Annotated in this window: 12 protein-coding genes; 7 read left to right on the top strand and 5 right to left on the bottom strand. The window is 74.2% G+C overall.

What is annotated here, in order from left to right; translation table 11 throughout:
* Nucleotides 1-210: 210 nt before the first annotated feature.
* Together ACFV2S_RS25935 and ACFV2S_RS25930 are read left to right on the top strand one after the other, a co-directional pair.
* A complete protein-coding gene (locus tag ACFV2S_RS25935) occupies nucleotides 211-765 on the top strand; it encodes a nitroreductase family protein (protein WP_385563639.1) in 555 nt (184 codons plus the stop codon).
* Nucleotides 766-1,061: 296 nt separating this feature from the next.
* Nucleotides 1,062-2,996, top strand: a complete 1,935-nt coding sequence (locus ACFV2S_RS25930; RefSeq protein WP_385563636.1) for a protein kinase — start codon at nucleotides 1,062-1,064, stop codon at nucleotides 2,994-2,996.
* On the opposite strand, the gene ACFV2S_RS25925 is transcribed toward ACFV2S_RS25930, so the two are convergent.
* Both ACFV2S_RS25925 and ACFV2S_RS25920 read right to left on the bottom strand, forming a co-directional pair.
* Nucleotides 2,966-3,409, bottom strand: coding sequence for a Zn-ribbon domain-containing OB-fold protein (locus ACFV2S_RS25925; protein ID WP_385563633.1), 444 nt, complete (start codon nucleotides 3,407-3,409; stop codon nucleotides 2,966-2,968). The two genes, ACFV2S_RS25930 and ACFV2S_RS25925, sit on opposite strands and share 31 nt — an antisense overlap.
* A complete protein-coding gene (locus ACFV2S_RS25920; protein ID WP_385563630.1) occupies nucleotides 3,409-3,858 on the bottom strand; it encodes a DoxX family protein in 450 nt (149 codons plus the stop codon). Before ACFV2S_RS25920 ends, ACFV2S_RS25925 begins: the two co-directional genes overlap by 1 nt.
* Nucleotides 3,859-4,062: 204 nt before the next feature.
* Here ACFV2S_RS25920 and ACFV2S_RS25915 point away from each other — a divergent pair, with 204 nt between their 5' ends.
* Nucleotides 4,063-5,217: a flavin-containing monooxygenase gene (locus tag ACFV2S_RS25915; protein WP_385563627.1), complete on the top strand. Its 1,155-nt coding sequence runs from the start codon at nucleotides 4,063-4,065 to the stop codon at nucleotides 5,215-5,217.
* 107 nt (nucleotides 5,218-5,324) lie between these two features.
* On the opposite strand, the gene ACFV2S_RS25910 is transcribed toward ACFV2S_RS25915, so the two are convergent.
* Nucleotides 5,325-7,031 carry a hypothetical protein gene (locus tag ACFV2S_RS25910; protein WP_385563624.1) on the bottom strand — a complete coding sequence of 569 codons (1,707 nt, stop codon included), beginning with the start codon at nucleotides 7,029-7,031 and terminating at the stop codon, nucleotides 5,325-5,327.
* Between the two features lie 245 nt (nucleotides 7,032-7,276).
* On the opposite strand from ACFV2S_RS25910, the gene ACFV2S_RS25905 reads away from it, so the two are divergent.
* The 3 genes from ACFV2S_RS25905 (at nucleotide 7,277) to ACFV2S_RS25895 (ending at nucleotide 11,085) form a co-directional block, all read left to right on the top strand.
* Nucleotides 7,277-9,499, top strand: coding sequence for an acetate--CoA ligase family protein (locus ACFV2S_RS25905; protein ID WP_385563621.1), 2,223 nt, complete (start codon nucleotides 7,277-7,279; stop codon nucleotides 9,497-9,499).
* A gap of 74 nt (nucleotides 9,500-9,573) precedes the next feature.
* Nucleotides 9,574-10,293 carry an enoyl-CoA hydratase/isomerase family protein gene (locus ACFV2S_RS25900; protein ID WP_385563778.1) on the top strand — a complete coding sequence of 240 codons (720 nt, stop codon included), beginning with the start codon at nucleotides 9,574-9,576 and terminating at the stop codon, nucleotides 10,291-10,293.
* Between the two features lie 183 nt (nucleotides 10,294-10,476).
* Nucleotides 10,477-11,085 (top strand): flavin reductase family protein, encoded by a 609-nt coding sequence (locus ACFV2S_RS25895; RefSeq protein ID WP_385563619.1) that lies wholly within the window; start codon nucleotides 10,477-10,479, stop codon nucleotides 11,083-11,085.
* Between the two features lie 354 nt (nucleotides 11,086-11,439).
* On the opposite strand, the gene ACFV2S_RS25890 is transcribed toward ACFV2S_RS25895, so the two are convergent.
* On the bottom strand, nucleotides 11,440-12,744 hold the full coding sequence (locus ACFV2S_RS25890) for an MFS transporter (protein ID WP_385563616.1): 1,305 nt from the start codon (nucleotides 12,742-12,744) through the stop codon (nucleotides 11,440-11,442).
* A gap of 85 nt (nucleotides 12,745-12,829) precedes the next feature.
* Nucleotides 12,830-14,083, bottom strand: a complete 1,254-nt coding sequence (locus ACFV2S_RS25885; protein ID WP_385563612.1) for an MFS transporter — start codon at nucleotides 14,081-14,083, stop codon at nucleotides 12,830-12,832.
* Nucleotides 14,084-14,135: 52 nt separating this feature from the next.
* Here ACFV2S_RS25885 and ACFV2S_RS25880 point away from each other — a divergent pair, with 52 nt between their 5' ends.
* Complete coding sequence (locus ACFV2S_RS25880; RefSeq protein ID WP_385563775.1) at nucleotides 14,136-15,122, top strand: GlxA family transcriptional regulator; 987 nt, start codon at nucleotides 14,136-14,138, stop codon at nucleotides 15,120-15,122.
* Nucleotides 15,123-15,189: the final 67 nt, after the last annotated feature.

The following is a 15,189-nucleotide window of genomic DNA, read 5'->3' as shown; positions in this document are numbered from 1 at the left end:
GGGGGGGCTCCCCGGCTCGGGCGGTCGACCCGTATCGGGGTGGGGGTGGGGGTGGGGCTGGGGGCGGCCCGGCCCCGGGGGGGGGGGGCCGGCGGCCCCCCCCCCGCCCCCCCGGCCGGGGGTGGGGGCGGCCCCACCCCGGAATCATGGAATCCCCCCTGGACGGGGGCCGGCGGAATAGGCCTGTGGGGCAGGGGGGTTGGCCGGAACATGCAACGTGATCCGGAACGGTCGGGCGCCATCCATCCCCTGCTGGCGGGACGGTTCAGCCCGTACCAGTTCGACCCGTCGGGCGCCGTCGACGACCGTTCCCTGGGTCTGCTGCTCGAAGCGGCGCGGTGGGCGCCGTCGGCCGGGAACTCGCAGCCGTGGGGGTTCTTCACGAGCCGGCCGGGCGAGGAGGGCCACGAGCGGGTGGTCCGCCACCTCGCGCCCAGCTCGGCCCGGTGGGCGACGAACGCGGGGCTGCTGGTCGTCACGCTGACGCAACGGCATGTGGGCGACTCGGAGCTGCTGTACTCCGAGTTCTCGGACTACGACCTGGGCCAGGCCGTCGCCCACATGACGCTCCAGGCAGAGGCGCTGGGCCTCGCGTCGCACCAGTTCCGGGCCTTCGACCTGGAGGGACTGACGAAGGAGCTGGCGCCGAGCGCGGGTTGGGCGATCGTGTCCATGATCGCGCTGGGGAAGGCGGCGGGAGAGGCCCCGGAGGGCAGGCACCGGCGCAGCGTCGCCGACCTGCTGTCCGCGCCTTGGGCGCGGTAGCGCGCGGCCCGGGGGGGCGTGGGGCCCTGGGGGTGGGGCTGCTTCGTTGACTTCTGGTGGGACCGCACCCGAACGGCCACCGGAATCCCAGGACGCTCACCTTCCGTTGCTCCCCCAACAACAGCCTCGCAACGACCACTTGACCTCCATTCAGGTCGTACACCCGCTCCGTTACTGTGTGGCCCATGCAGGGGGAACCGGAAGACCAATCGAGTTCGGACAGTTTGCGCGGCAGCGGGGCAATGCCGCTGGAGTCGGGCGATCCTCGTCAGATCGGGGCGTTCAGACTGCTCGGTGTGCTCGGGTCCGGCGGCATGGGGCGGGTCTATCTCGGCGCCGTCCCGGGGAAGTTCGCGGCGGTGAAGCGGGTCCTTCCCGTGCTCGCCGAGGACCCCGACTTCCTCAGCCACTTCGGGCACGAGCTCGACAACCTGGCCCGGCTGCCGGCCGGCGCCAACACCAGGCTCCTCGCGAGCGACCGCACAGCGAAGCCGCCGTGGTTCGCGACCGAGTTCATCCCCGGCATCACCCTCAACGAGGCCATCCGCCTCAACGCCGGTCCGCTCTCCGGCGGCGCCCTGTGGCGGCTCCTCCGCGAGGCCGCCGCCGGGCTGCGGGTGGTGCACGGCGCCGCCATGGTGCACCGCGACCTCAAGCCGTCCAACGTGATGCTGACCGGCGGCGGCCTCTCGCTCATCGACTTCGGCGTGGCCCGCGCCGCCGACCAGAGCCGGCTGACCAAGACCGGCATGGTCATCGGCACGCCCGCCTACATGGCGCCCGAGCAGGCCGTCGCCGACCGGCAGCTGACCGGCGCCGCCGATGTGTTCGCCCTGGGCAGCCTGCTCCTGTACGCGGCGAACGGCCGGCCTCCCTTCGGGGACGGCTCCGGGCCCGACCTCCTCTACCGGGTCGTCCACGGCGAGCCCGACTTCGGGCGCCTCACCGAGGGCGACCCCGACCTCGCGGAGCTCGTACGGAAGTGTCTCGCCAAGGATCCGGCGGACCGGCCGACGGCCGACGAGCTGGTCGCGCTCACCGAGGAGGGCGCGGCGGGCGCCGTCTGGCCCGAGGCCGTCGCCGCGCGGATCGCCGCGCGCGCGGCCTTCGCCGCCGGGGCGCCGACCGCCGAGCAGCTCGAAGAGCTGGAGCGGACCGATCCGGCCCGGGACGTGGCGACGGCCGCGCTGACCCCGCAGGCCCCGAAGGAGCCCGCGACCGCCTCCCCCGACCCGCTGGCGGTCACCGGTCAGGCGGCCCCCGACACGCCCCGGTGGCGGCGGAACAAGCTGGTGATGTTCGCCGTGCCCGTCGTCGTGGCGACCGGCACCACCCTGACCGTCGCCCTCGGCCCGTACGAGATCGGCCGTCTGGGCGCCGCCCCCGAGGCCTCGTCGCCCCCGTCCTCGGTGGCCTCGCAGCCCGCTTCCGTACCGCCCTCGACGGGGACGGGGACGCCGTCGGCCAAGCCCTCGGCCAAGCCGTCCGGGAAGCCGTCGAAGAAGCCGCCGACCGGGTCGACCGCCCCGCCCGCCGACGCCTCCGGCGGCGGCGTCGCGGGGGGCGGCGGCACGCTGTCCGGCGGCTCCGGCGACGCCGGGGGCGGCTCCGTGACGGGTGGCGGTTCGAGTACGTCCTCCGGCGGCGGGACCACCACGTCCGGCGGTGCGAGCTCCTCCGGCGGCGGCTCCGGCTCGGGCTCCGGTTCCAGCTCCGGCGGCGGCTCGGGCTCCGGCTCCGGTTCCTCCGGCGGCACCACGACCCGTCCCACCCCGAAGCCGACGACCCACGCGCCCGCTCCTCCGCCGCCCACCAGCTCGACGCCCACGGGGACGTACTCCCTGAAGAACGCGTCCGACGGCACCTGCATGGGCGAGTACAACGCGGGCTACGGCGTCTTCGTCAACACCTACGACTGCGGTTCGGCGCAGGGCGGCAGGCCCGTCTGGTACGGCTGGACGTACAAGGCCGGCGCGAACGGCACCTTCCGGCTGGTCAACCGGCAGAGCGGCCACTGCCTCGACCCGAACGGGACCGTCGGCGGCACCGCCGCCGCCTGCGACGGCTCCAGCGACCAGTCGTGGCGCATCCAGGCCACGACGGCCAACGGGCGGACCCTCATGAACGTGGGCAACGGCCAGTGCCTGGTGGCCGGGCCCCCGTTCATGATGATGTCCACCTGCGACGCGGGCGATCTCCGTCAGCTCTGGCGGAACGTCTCGCCCGTCTGAGCGGCGCCGAAGACGGGGACGGCGACGTCCCCGTCCGGCCCCTCCCGGCGGAAGGCGACCTCCAGTTCCATCCCGATCCTGAGGTCCTCCTCCGGCACGCCCACGACCTCCGTCATCATGCGCGGCCCCTCGGCGAGGTCGACGACGGCCGCGACGTACGGCACGCGGTCGCCGAAGGGCGGGAGGTCGTTCCGGTGCACCACGGACCAGGTGTAGAGGGTGGCGCGGCCGCTCGCCCGCTCCCAGCGGACGTCCTCGCTCCAGCAGTAGGGGCAGAACTCGCGCGGGTAGTGGTGGGCGCGGTCGCAGGCGGCGCAGTGGCGCAGCAGGAGCCGCCCTTCGGCGGCGGCGTCCCAGTAGGGGCGGGTGAAGGCGTCGACGTCCGGGAGGTTCGCCGCCGGGGTGGCCGTCATCAGAAGAGTCCGATCGCGGAGTCGAGGGACCAGGTCTGCCAGGACAGGGCGAGGAGGGCCACGAGGGAGATGAGCGCCATCATCGCGTTCTGCCCCTGCTCGGCCCAGTCGTGGATCATCAGGACCAGGTAGAGGAGGTTGAGGAGGAGGCCGCCGACGAGGGCGACGGGGGTGAGGAAGCCGGCGATCAGGCCGAGGCCGAGGGCGAGTTCGGCGTAGACGACGACGTACGCCATGAGCTTGGGGCGCGGGGCGACGACGGTGTCGAAGCCGGTCTTCACGGCGGCCCATCTGTGCTTGCCGGCGACGTCCGCCGCCCAGGCGATGCCGGTGCCGCGCTCGAACCAGCCCTTCTTGTCCTTGTGGCGCCAGCTCTCCAGCCACCACAGGCCGAGGCCGATGCGGAGGACGGCGAGCCATTCGGCGCCGGTGAGCCAGACGGTCTGCATGCGGACCCTCCCGGTGAAGGTGATCTGACGGTACGTCAGTTCAGCGCAGACCGGCCCCGGCCGCAAGGGGTGGGCGCGGGCCGGGCAGCCCCGGTCGCGAGGGGCGGGCGCGGGCCGACCGGCGCCCCCGCGTGACCGATTCGCAACCGAAATCCCCTCTCGCCCGAGACCCACTGCGTGTACACGTCATTACGCTCAGCATTCATGGCCATCACACCCCCCGCACCTCCCGTCCACCCCGTGTACGTCATCGGCGGCGGACCCGGCGGGCTCGCCGTCGCCGCCGCCCTGCGCGCGCGGGGCGTCCGGGCCGTCGTCCTGGAGAAGTCCGAGGCCGTCGGCGCCTCCTGGCGCGCGCACTACGACCGGCTGCGGCTGCACACCACCCGGCGGCTGTCCGCACTCCCGGGCCTGAAGATCCCCCGCTCCTCAGGCCGCTGGGTCGCCCGCGCCGACGTCGTCCGCTACCTGGAGACGTACGCGGAGAAGCACGAGCTGGAGATCGTGACCGGCGTCGAGGTCCATCGGATCGAGCGGGACGGCGCGGAGTGGGTCCTGCACGCCACCGGCGGGCGGCGGCTCACCGGGCGCGCGGTGGTGGTGGCCACCGGCTACAACCACACCCCGCACCTGCCCGAGTGGCCGGGGCGGAGCACGTACGACGGCGAGTTCGTCCACGCGCGCGCGTACCGGAACCCCGGGCCGTACGAGGGCAGGGACGTGCTCGTCGTGGGCATCGGCAACACCGGCGCCGAGATAGCCGCCGACCTGGCCGACGGCGGCGCGGCCCGGGTGCGGCTCGCGGTGCGGACCGTCCCGCACCTCGTGCGCCGCACGACGCTCGGCTGGCCCGCCCAGCGCTCCGGCATCCTGGTGCGGCGCCTGCCGGTGGCGGTGGTCGACGGGATGGGCGCGCTGCTCGCCCGGTTCGCCGCGCCGGACCTCACGGCGCACGGGCTGCCCCGGCCGGACAAGGGCCTCGCCACCCGGCAGCGGGAGGGCGCGATCCCCGTGCAGGACGTCGGCCTGGTCGACGCGGTGCGCGCCGGGAAGGTCGAGGTCGTTGCGGCCGTGGAGGGCTTCGAGGGCGGGGAGGTCCTCCTCGCGGACGGCAGCCGGATCGCCCCGGACGCGGTGATCGCGGCGACCGGCTACCGACGCGCCCTGGAGCCGCTGCTCGGGCACCTGGACGTGCTCGACGGGCGCGGGCTGCCGGTGGCGCACGGGGCGCGGAGCCCGCGCGAGGCGCCGGGGCTGTACTTCACGGGGTTCACCAACCCGATCAGCGGGATGTTCCGCGAGATGGCCCTCGACGCGGAGCGGATCGCCCGCCGGATCGCGCGGACGAAGACCGGCTGACGGCCGGACCCGGGCGGGCGCGGCGGCGCCCCGCCACGGGAGACCCGGGACGGGGCGCCTGCCAGCCCCGGGGCCCGACCCGACCGGTCAGGGCCCGGCGCGACCGGTCAGAAGGCGCTGAGGCCCTTCCAGCCCCAGCCGATCTTGACCCGGGGCTTCAGACCGCCCTTGCCGTCACCGTCGTACCGCCACAGGACACCGGCGGCGTCGATCGCGATCACGTCGGGCGTGCCGTCCCTCCCCAGATCGCCGGCTCCGGTCAGGTTCAGGCCCTTCCAGCCGTGGCCGATCTTGTACCGGCCGCCGCGCTCGTAGCGGTAGAGGTCGCCGTTCGGGGCCTGGCCCAGGTAGGACTGGTAGCCGTTGGCCGAGAGCGCGCCGACTCCCGTGAGGCGGTAACCGCCGTAGCCCCAACCGGCCTTCTCGCGCGCCTGGAGGCCGCCCCGGCCGTCGCCCGCGTACCGCCAGAGGATCCCCGCGGGGTCGATCGCCAGCACGTCGGGGAATCCGTCGCCGGTGATGTCGCCGACACCGGTGAGCCGGAGGTCCTTCCACCCGGTGCCGATCCGCACCTTGTTCCCGAGCCAGCCGGAGTACTTCTCCCCGGGGAGCAGCCAGAGACCGCCGTCCGGCGCCTGGCCGATGACGTCGGGCAGGCCGTCGGCGTCGAGGTCGCCCGCGGCGGTGAAGCGGTAGCCCTTCCAGCCCCAGCCGGACTTCCGCCCGGGTTCGAGGACGCCCATGCCCGTGCCCGCGTAGAAGATCTGGTCGCCCGCGGCGTTCGAGGCGAAGAGGTCGGCGAGGCCGTCGGCGCTGTAGTCGCGGCGGAAGGTGCCGTGGGGGTTCCAGCCGCGCGGGGTGACCCAGGAGAGGTCGGAGGCGGTGGTGCCGGGGGCCGAGAGAACCTTGGGGGTGCTGCCGGGCGCGGCGGAGGCGCTGACGGTGGCCTGCTGCTCCGTGCCGCCGGAGAGGTAGGCGACGAGGGAGCCGTCGGGGGACCACTCGGGGAACATGACGTTCTGGTCGCGGGTCAGCGAGTACTCCCCGCCGCCGTCCAGGACGCGGGCGCGGACGTCGTACGACCCGTCGACGTAGGCCGCGAAGGCGATCCGGTCTCCGGTCGGGGAGAACGTCGGGTGCAGCCCCTGGGTGAGCGGCTGCGGGGCGCCGCCCTTGCGCGGGTCCCAGACGTGGACGGTACTGCCGCGCAGGAAGGTGACGCGTCCGTCCCAGGCGACGTCGACCTGGGTGTCCCAGGTCCGCTCCGGAGTGGCGAAGACGTAGTCGAGGCCGGTCCCGTCGAGGTTGATCCGCATGATGCGCAGCCGGTCGTGGCCCGGCTTGCCCCGGAAGCTCAGGTAGAGCTGCCTGCCGTCGGGCGTCCAGTCGAGGCCGTCGAGCCAGCCGTCCGGCTCGTCGACGTCCATGCGGACGGGGGTGGCGTTCCTGCCGTCGGCGTCGGCGACCCAGATGTCGCCGTAGCCGTCGTTGCTGATGAACGCCATCCGCAGACCGTCGGGCGAGTAGGTGACTCCGGTGATCTCCGCCGCGGGGAGTCCGCGTCCGCTCGGCACGAGGACGCGGCGGTCGCCGCCGTCGGCGTTGACCGTGACGATGCTGCTGTGGCGGACGCCGTCGACGTCCTTGTACTCAGTGAAGACCGCGCGGGGCTTCGGCGTGACGCCGGCGGCCTGCGCGGGTGCCGCCGTGACGCCGGCGAGCGCGGCGGACGAGGCCAGCACGGCCAGGGCCGTGCCGAGCGCGCGGCGGCGGCCGCGCGGTCCGGTGGTGCGGGTGCGGCTGGTGCGGTTCAAGGTCTCCCCAGGGCGGTGGCGGCGGACGCGGGCAAGCGCTGTCCAGGGGTGAGACGGCCCGGCGCACCGAAGGGTTGTACGAAGCCTTCCGGTCCCGGGCGGGCGCCGGGACGATCGGACGCACACCCCCGGATGGCGGCCGGATCCCGCTTTCGCACGCACACCCATTCCTGACTGAGCGTCAGTTCTGTAATCTGACTGATCGTCAGGTGTATACGGATGGGTGAAGGGCGGGCGACACACACATGCTTGGATCGACACACGGCACCTTCACCAACGATCTCCGCGCCCGCGTGGTCGCCTGCGGGGAGACGCCGAGGGACACCGTGCACGGCGTCACCGCCGTCGCCGGCGACGTGGACGTCAGCGGACGGCCGCTGCACGCCCCCGTCCCCGACCTCGACCGGTTCTTCCGGCCCGAGTCCGTCGCGGTCGTCGGCGCCTCCGACGCCGAGGGCCGCCCCAACACCGGCATCACCCGGCAGCTCCTCGCCTGGGCCGAGCGGGTCGGCGCCCGGCTCGTGCCCGTGCACCCGACCCGTACGAGCGTCTTCGGGATCGACTGCGTCCCGTCCGTCGGCGCGCTCATCGAACCCGTCGACCTGGCCGTCCTCCTCGTCGCCGACCCGCTGCCCGTCATCGAGGAACTCGCCGAGACCAAGGTGAAGTTCGCCGTCGCCTTCGCCTCCGGCTTCGCCGAGACCGGAGAGGCCGGCGCCGCCGCGCAGGAACGCCTCGCCGCCGCCGTGCGCCGCTCCGGGCTCCGCCTCCTCGGCCCCAACACCAACCTCAACGCCTTCGAGCGCTTCCGCGACGACCTCCAGGGCCCCGCCGTCGCCCTCATCACCCAGTCCGGCCACCAGGGGCGGCCCGTCTTCACCCTCCAGGAGCTCGGCGTCCGCCTCTCCCACTGGGCGCCCACCGGCAACGAGGCCGATCTGGAGACCGCCGACTTCCTCTCGTACTTCGCCGGGCGCCCCGAGGTCGGGGCCATCGCCTGCTACGTCGAGGGGCTCAAGGACGGCCGGTCCTTCCTCCTCGCCGCCGACCGGGCCGCGCGCGAGGGCGTCCCGGTCGTCGCCGTGAAGGTCGGCCGCACCGAGACCGGGGCCCGCACCGCCGCCTCCCACACCGGCAAGCTCACCGGCGCCGACCGGGTCGTCGACGCGGCCATGCGGCAGTACGGGGTGATCCGGGTCGACGGCCTCGACCAGCTCCAGGACACCTCCGCGCTCCTCGCCCGCGCGCGCCGGCCGCAGGCCGACGGGGTCGTCGTCTACTCCATCTCCGGCGGTACGGGGGCGCACTTCGCCGACCTGGCCACGGCGGCCGGGCTCGCACTGCCCACCCTCCACCAGGCCAAGCAGGACGAGCTCCACCAGTGGATCCCGGAGTACCTGAACGTCGCCAACCCCGTCGACAACGGCGGACACCCGGTGGGCGACTGGCGCGGCCGGAAGATCATCGACGCGATCCTCGCCGACCCGTCGGTCGGGGTGCTCATCTGTCCCATCACCGGCCCCTTCCCGCCCATGAGCGACAAGCTCGCCCAGGACCTGGTCGACGCGGCCGAGGCGACGGACAAGCTGGTGTGCGTGGTGTGGGGTTCGCCGGTCGGCACGGAGGAGGCGTACCGCACGACCCTCCTCGGCTCCTCGCGCGTCGCCACCTTCCGCACCTTCGCCAACTGCATCGGGGCCGTGAAGGCCTACCTCGACCACCACCGCTTCACCGCCGCCTACCGCTCCCCCTTCGACGAGGCGCCGCGCACCCCCTCCCCGTCCCTCCGCAAGGCGCAGGCCCTCCTGCGGCCCGGCCGGCGGCTCAGCGAGCACGCGGCGAAGCAGCTGCTGCGGGCGTACGGGATACGGGTGCCGCGCGAGCAGCTCGTCACCAGCGCCGCGGCGGCCGTCCGGGCCGCCGGGCTCGTCGGCTACCCGGTCGTGATGAAGGCCTCCGGCGCCCAGCTCGCCCACAAGACGGAACTGGGCCTGGTGAAGGTCGGGCTGACCTCGGCCAGCCAGGTCCGCGACGCGTACCGCGAGCTCACCGACATCGCCCGCTTCGAGGAGATCGACCTCGACGGCATCCTCGTCTGCCAGATGGTCGGGCGCGGGGTCGAGATGGTGGTGGGCGTGACCCACGACGAGCTCTTCGGGCCGACGGTCACGGTCGGTCTCGGCGGGGTCCTGGTGGAGGTCCTGAACGACACCGCCGTCCGCGTCCCGCCGTTCGGCGAGCACGAGGCCCGGTCGATGCTCGACGAACTGCGCGGCCGGGCCCTGCTCGACGGCGTACGGGGCGCGCCGCCGGCCGACGTCGACGCGCTCGTCGAGGTCGTGCTCCGGGTCCAGCGCATGGCCCTCGAACTCGACGGCGACCTCGCCGAACTCGACATCAACCCGCTGATGGTGCTGCCGCGCGGGCAGGGGGCGGTGGCCCTGGACGCGCTCGCGGTCTGCCGATAGGAGCTCCTGTGTCCGACGTGCTGCACACCGTCGAGAACGGTGTCTCGTGGATCACCCTCAACCGCCCCGAGGCGATGAACGCGGTCACCTGGGACCAGCGGGAGCGGATCATCGCCCTCCTCGCGGAGGCGTCCGCCGATCCTGACGTGCGCTGCGTGGTGGTGACGGCCACCGGGCGCGGCTTCTGCGCGGGCGCGGACCTGCGGGGCGCGCCGTCCACCGGCGACCGGGTCGCCGGGGACGTGGCGCGGATGATCCGGCTCGGCGCGCAGCGCTTCATCGGCGCCGTGATGGACTGCGAGAAACCGGTGATCGCGGCGGTGAACGGGACGGCGGCCGGGATCGGGGCGCACCTCGCGTTCGCCTGCGACCTGGTGCTCGCGGCGGACTCGGCCCGCTTCATCGAGGTGTTCGTACGGCGGGGCCTGGTCCCGGACGGCGGCGGCGCGTACCTGCTGCCGCGGCTGATCGGGCCGCGGCGGGCGAAGGAGCTGATGTTCTTCGGCGACGCGGTGGGGGCGGCGGAGGCGAAGGAGATGGGCCTGGTGAACCGGGTCGTCCCCGCGGACGAGCTGGCGAAGACGGCCCGCGACTGGGCCGAACGCCTCGCGCAGGGCCCGACCCGGGCCCTGGCCCTGACGAAGCAGCTGGTGAACGCGTCGCTGGACGTGGACCGTTCGGCCGCCTTCGCGGCGGAGGCGACGGCCCAGGAGATCAACATGACGACGCGGGACGCGCAGGAGGGGGTGGCGAGCTTCGTGGAGCGGCGGGAGGCGCGGTACGAGGGGAGATAGCCGCGCGCCCGCTCGCACCGGTGGTGGGGGCGGATGCCCGGTCTTCGGCGTGTCCAGGGCCGCCGACGGCTGTGGCGACGGGGGCCGTCGCGGCCTGACCGCTGACCGCTGACTGCTGACCGCGGACCGGATGGCGTGGTCGTCGTCCCCGAGGGGTTCCTATCTGACGCATCGTCAGTTTCAATGGACGGTGTGATGGGACACGCGGGGATGGCGGCCACCGCCGTCCGACACCTGAGAGCGGCCGGTGCACCGACGGCCGTCGAACCACTGCCCCGGCCCGCCCTGCGCGCGGTCCGGGAGGACGAGCGGGCGCCCGTCGATCCCGGCGAGTTCCGCCGGGTCCTCGGGCACTTCGCCAGCGGCGTCACGATCGTGACGGCCCTCGACCCGGACGGACCGGCCGGCTTCGCCTGCCAGTCCTTCGCCTCCCTCTCCCTCGACCCGCCCCTGGTCGCCTTCATGGTCGCCAGGACCTCGACGACCTGGCCCCGGATCGCGGCGGCCGGGACCTTCTGCGTCAACGTCCTCGGCGCCGGGCAGGGCCCGCTGTGCCGGTCGTTCGCGGTCAGCGGCGCGGACAAGTTCGCCGGCGTCGACTGGACCCCGGCCCCGGCCACCGGCTCCCCCCGGCTGACGGGCGCGCCCGCCTGGATCGACTGCGCGATCACCGCGGTCCACACGGGCGGGGACCATCTGATCGTGGTGGGGCGGGTGGAGTGCCTGGGCGCGGAGCGGGAGAGCGCCCCTCTCCTGTTCCACCAGGGCCGCTTCGGATCCTTCACCCCGTAGCCGCCCGTCCCGGGCCTCGCCCCGCCCGTTGTGGACCTTCGCCCCGCCCGTTGTGGGCAATCGTTCCGCTGGGGCGGAACGGGTGGGCACAACGGACGGCGCCCCGTGCCGGGCCTAGGCTCCCGCGCCCTGACCCGCACCACCTGGTGCGGCGTGCACGTGGTGCTGGTCCAGGCGCGGGACGCGGAGGCGCCGCGAGAAGGCGCCGTCCCGTGTGCCCACCCGTCCCGCCCCAGCGGGACGATTGCCCACACGGGCAGCGGCCCGAGGCGCCCACACGGGCGTGGGCGGAGGCCCACACGGGCAGCGGGGCACCGCCCCGCCGGGCGCGGGTACGGACGGGCGCCGGTGGCGTCACGGCGTGGGCGGGAGGGCGTCCGGTGTGCGGGGGACGCGGATCACCAGGGCCATCAGCGCCGCCGCCGCGCACAGCGCGCCCGAGGCGTACCAGACGACGTCGTACGTGCCGAAGACGTCCCGCGCCACCCCGCCCGCGAAGGCGACCGCCGCCGCGCCGACCTGGTGGGAGGCGAGGACCCAGCCGAAGACGATCGCCGAGTCCTCGCCGTAGTGCTCGCGGCACAGGGCGATCGTCGGCGGCACCGTGGCGACCCAGTCGAGCCCGTAGAAGACGATGAAGAACAGCATCGGGGGGTGGACCGAGGGCGCCAGGAGCATGGGGAGGAAGAGGAGGGAGACGCCGCGCAGGGCGTAGTAGACGGCCAGCAGGCGGCGCGGGGAGAAGCGGTCCGTGAACCAGCCGGAGGCGATCGTGCCGACGACGTCGAAGACGCCGATCACCGCGAGGAGTCCGGCCGCGGCCGTCACGGGCATGCCGTGGTCGTGGGCGGCCGGCACGAAGTGTGTCTTCACCAGGCCGTTCGTCGAGGCGCCGCAGATCGCGAAGGAGCCGGCGAGGAGCCAGAAGGGGCCGGTGCGGGCGGCCTTGAGGAGGACGGTCACGGCGCGCCGGGCGGCGCCGGTGACGGGGGCGGGCTTGTCGGCGTACTCCCCGCCGTAGGGGGCGAGCCGGACGTCCGCGGGGTGGTCGCGGAGCAGCAGCCATACGAAGGGGACGACGGCGAGGGCCGCCAGGGAGACCGTCACCGCGGCGGGGCGCCAGCCGTGGTGTTCGACCAGCCAGGACAGCAGCGGCAGGAAGATCAGCTGGCCGGAGGCGCCGGCGGCGGTCAGGATGCCGGTGACCAGGCCGCGGCGGGCGACGAACCAGCGGTTGGTGACCGTCGCGGCGAAGGCGAGGGCCATGGAGCCGCTGCCGAGGCCGACGAGGACCCCCCAGTAGAGGACGAGCTGCCAGGCCGCGGTCATCCACACCGTGAGGAGCGATCCGGCGGAGATGATCGTGAGGGCGACCGCCACGACCTTCCGGATGCCGAAGCGGTCCATGAGGGCGGCGGCGAAGGGGGCGGTGAGGCCGTAGAGGGCCAGGTTCACCGAGACGGCGAAGCCGATCGTGCCCCGCGACCAGTCGAACTCCCCGTGCAGCGGCTCGATGAGCAGGCCCGGCAGGGAGGCGAAGGCCGCGGCGCCGATGATCGTGACGAAGGTGACCGCCGCGACGAACCAGGCGCGGTGGACGCGGGGGGTGCGGGGCTGTCCCGCGGGGGCGAGGGGAACCGTCTCGGTTGTCTGGGCCATGCCATTGAGCATCCCGGTCCGCCCCGGGCCCGACCATTGGCCCGAATGACAGGTTTCCAAAGGATCGGGACACGGCCCTGTCCGCTCAGGCCCTCGGCAGGGTCCTGATCGGTCGCACCACCAGCAGCGCCGCCACCACGAGGACCGCGATGCCCGCCCCCGTGAGCAGGACCGTCTCCGTGCCGACCGCCGCGGCCACCGGACCCGACAGGGTGCGGCCGACGCCCATCATCAGGAGCGAGCCGGCCACGTCGTAGGCGTGCATCCGGTTGAGGGCCTCCTGCGGGACGTGCGTCTGGACCGAGGTGGACCACATGACCAGCCAGAAGGCGAAGGCCGCCCCGCCGATGAACTGGCCCGCGCCGAGGGCCGCGACGGGGGCGCCCAGGCCGAGCAGGAGCAGGTTCACGGGGAGGCCGGTGAGCGCCACCGCGCCCGCCGCGAGGGGCCGGCGCGGGCGGAGCCGTATCGCGAGGAGGCCGCCGACGGCGCTGCCGGCGCCGTTGACGGCCATGAGCACGCCGTACGCGGCCGAGCCGTGGTCCTCGGTGACCAGGCTCGCGGTGAGCGGCACCATGGGTCCTGCGACGGTCAGTCCGTACACCGTCCAGATGGAGATGACGCCCCAGAGCCAGCTCCGTGACCGGAACTCCCGCCAGCCGCCGACGAGTTCCGCGCCGAGTGAGTCGCGCCGGGCGGTGTCGGAGGGGATCGGGGCGAGGCGCATCAGCAGGAAGCAGACGGCGCTGACGGCGAAGGTGACCCCGTTGACCGCGAAGGCGGCACCCGCGTTCCACACGGCGACGAGCAGGCCGGCGGCGGCCGGTCCCGCCATGGTCATGAGGGCCTCGGCGACGCGCAGGACGGCGTTGGCGCGCTGCACGTCGGGGGCGATGCGGGGGATGGTGGAGGCGACGCCGGGCTGGAAGAGGGCGGCGCCGACGCCGCTGAGCACGGACAGGGAGTACACGGTCCACAGCGGTGGACTGCCGAGGGTGAAGGAGACGGCGAGGACCGCGGCTCCGGGCAGCCGGAGCAGGTCGGCGAGGATCATCATCCGGCGGGCGGTGAACCGGTCGGCGAGGACGCCGCCGAAGAGCACGAAGGTCGCGAAGGCGGCCGTCCAGCCGCCGAGGGCGTAGCCGACGGTGGAGCCGGAGTGGCCGGCCCCGAGGAGTCCGGCGGCGAAGGCGACCGGGACCATGCCCTCGCCGAACACGGCGACGCCCCGGGCGACGAAGAAGAGCCGGAAGTTACGGTTCCACAGCGCGGGCGGCTCGACCGGGGCGGGAATCAGCCCGGTGGCCTCAGACTTGTACGTGTTGTCCGTCACGGACAAGTAGAGCTACCAGCGTGTGGTCTGGACCACCACTGAATTTACGAAGGGGGCGCTGCCCGTGCCGTCGCCGCACCGCGTCGCCGTTCTCGCCCTGCCCGGCATCCTGCCCTTCGAGCTGGGCATTCCGCACCGCATCTTCGGCCGCGCGAAGGACCCCGACGGGCGGCCGCTGTACGAGATCGTGACCTGCGCCCCGGCGGCCGGTCCGGTGCGGACGGACGCCGACTTCTCGATCGTCGTCGAGCACGGCCCGGAGGCGCTCGCCACCGCCGACACGGTCGTGGTGCCCGCCTCGTACGAGCTCGGACCGGTCCACGACGAGGGCAGGCTCCCGGAGGACCTGGCGGCGGCGCTCGCGCGCATCCGGCCGGGCACGCGACTGGTCGCCATCTGCACCGGCGGGTACGTGCTGGCCGCCGCGGGCCTCCTCGACGGTCGCCCGGCCACCACCCACTGGGCGTCCGCGGAGCACTTCCAGCGCCTCTTCCCGACCGTGCGGGTCGACGCGGACGTCCTCTTCATCGACGACGGCGACGTCCTGACCTCGGCCGGAGTCGCCGCGGGGATCGACCTGTGCCTGCACATCGTGCGCCGCGACCACGGCACGGCCGTGGCCAACGACGTGGCGCGCAGGACGGTCGTCCCGCCCCACCGGGAGGGCGGCCAGGCCCAGTACATCGAGCGGCCCCTGCCGGAGGCCGGCACCCACACCACGACGACCGCGCGGGCCTGGGCGCTGGCCCGCCTCCACGAGCCGCTCCAGCTGCGGGACCTGGCGGAGAAGGAGGCGATGAGCGTGCGCACCTTCACGCGCCGCTTCCGCGACGAGGTCGGCATCAGCCCCGGCCAGTGGCTCACCCAGCAGCGCGTCGAGCGGGCCCGGCACCTCCTGGAGTCCACGGACCTGCCGGTGGACCGGGTCGCCCAGGACGCCGGCTTCGGCACGTCCCAGTCGCTGCGGGTGCACCTGATGAGCGCGATCGGTGTGACGCCGACGTCCTACCGCCGCACCTTCCGCACGGGGGCGGCCTCCGCCTGAGGGGCGCCGTCCGCCTGAGGGACGGCCACCGCCTGAGGCGGCCACCCGCGCGGAACGCGCGTCCCGC

The organism is Streptomyces sp. NPDC059695, from assembly GCF_042733785.1.
Lineage (GTDB): Bacteria > Actinomycetota > Actinomycetes > Streptomycetales > Streptomycetaceae > Streptomyces.
The sequence above is the reverse complement of the archived record's forward strand: the minus strand, read 5'-3'. Positions and strand labels throughout refer to the sequence as shown.

Bases quoted from the DNA above. Each gene is read 5' to 3' on its own strand.
- ACFV2S_RS25915 (WP_385563627.1), top strand. From the start codon at position 4,063: ATGGCCATCACACCCCCCGCACCTCCCGTCCACCCCGTGTACGTCATC.
- ACFV2S_RS25925 (WP_385563633.1), bottom strand. From the start codon at position 3,409: ATGACGGCCACCCCGGCGGCGAACCTCCCGGACGTCGACGCCTTCACC.
- ACFV2S_RS25905 (WP_385563621.1), top strand. From the start codon at position 7,277: ATGCTTGGATCGACACACGGCACCTTCACCAACGATCTCCGCGCCCGC.
- ACFV2S_RS25895 (WP_385563619.1), top strand. From the start codon at position 10,477: ATGGACGGTGTGATGGGACACGCGGGGATGGCGGCCACCGCCGTCCGA.
- ACFV2S_RS25900 (WP_385563778.1), top strand. From the start codon at position 9,574: ATGAACGCGGTCACCTGGGACCAGCGGGAGCGGATCATCGCCCTCCTC.
- ACFV2S_RS25890 (WP_385563616.1), bottom strand. From the start codon at position 12,744: ATGGCCCAGACAACCGAGACGGTTCCCCTCGCCCCCGCGGGACAGCCC.
- ACFV2S_RS25920 (WP_385563630.1), bottom strand. From the start codon at position 3,858: ATGCAGACCGTCTGGCTCACCGGCGCCGAATGGCTCGCCGTCCTCCGC.
- ACFV2S_RS25935 (WP_385563639.1), top strand. From the start codon at position 211: ATGCAACGTGATCCGGAACGGTCGGGCGCCATCCATCCCCTGCTGGCG.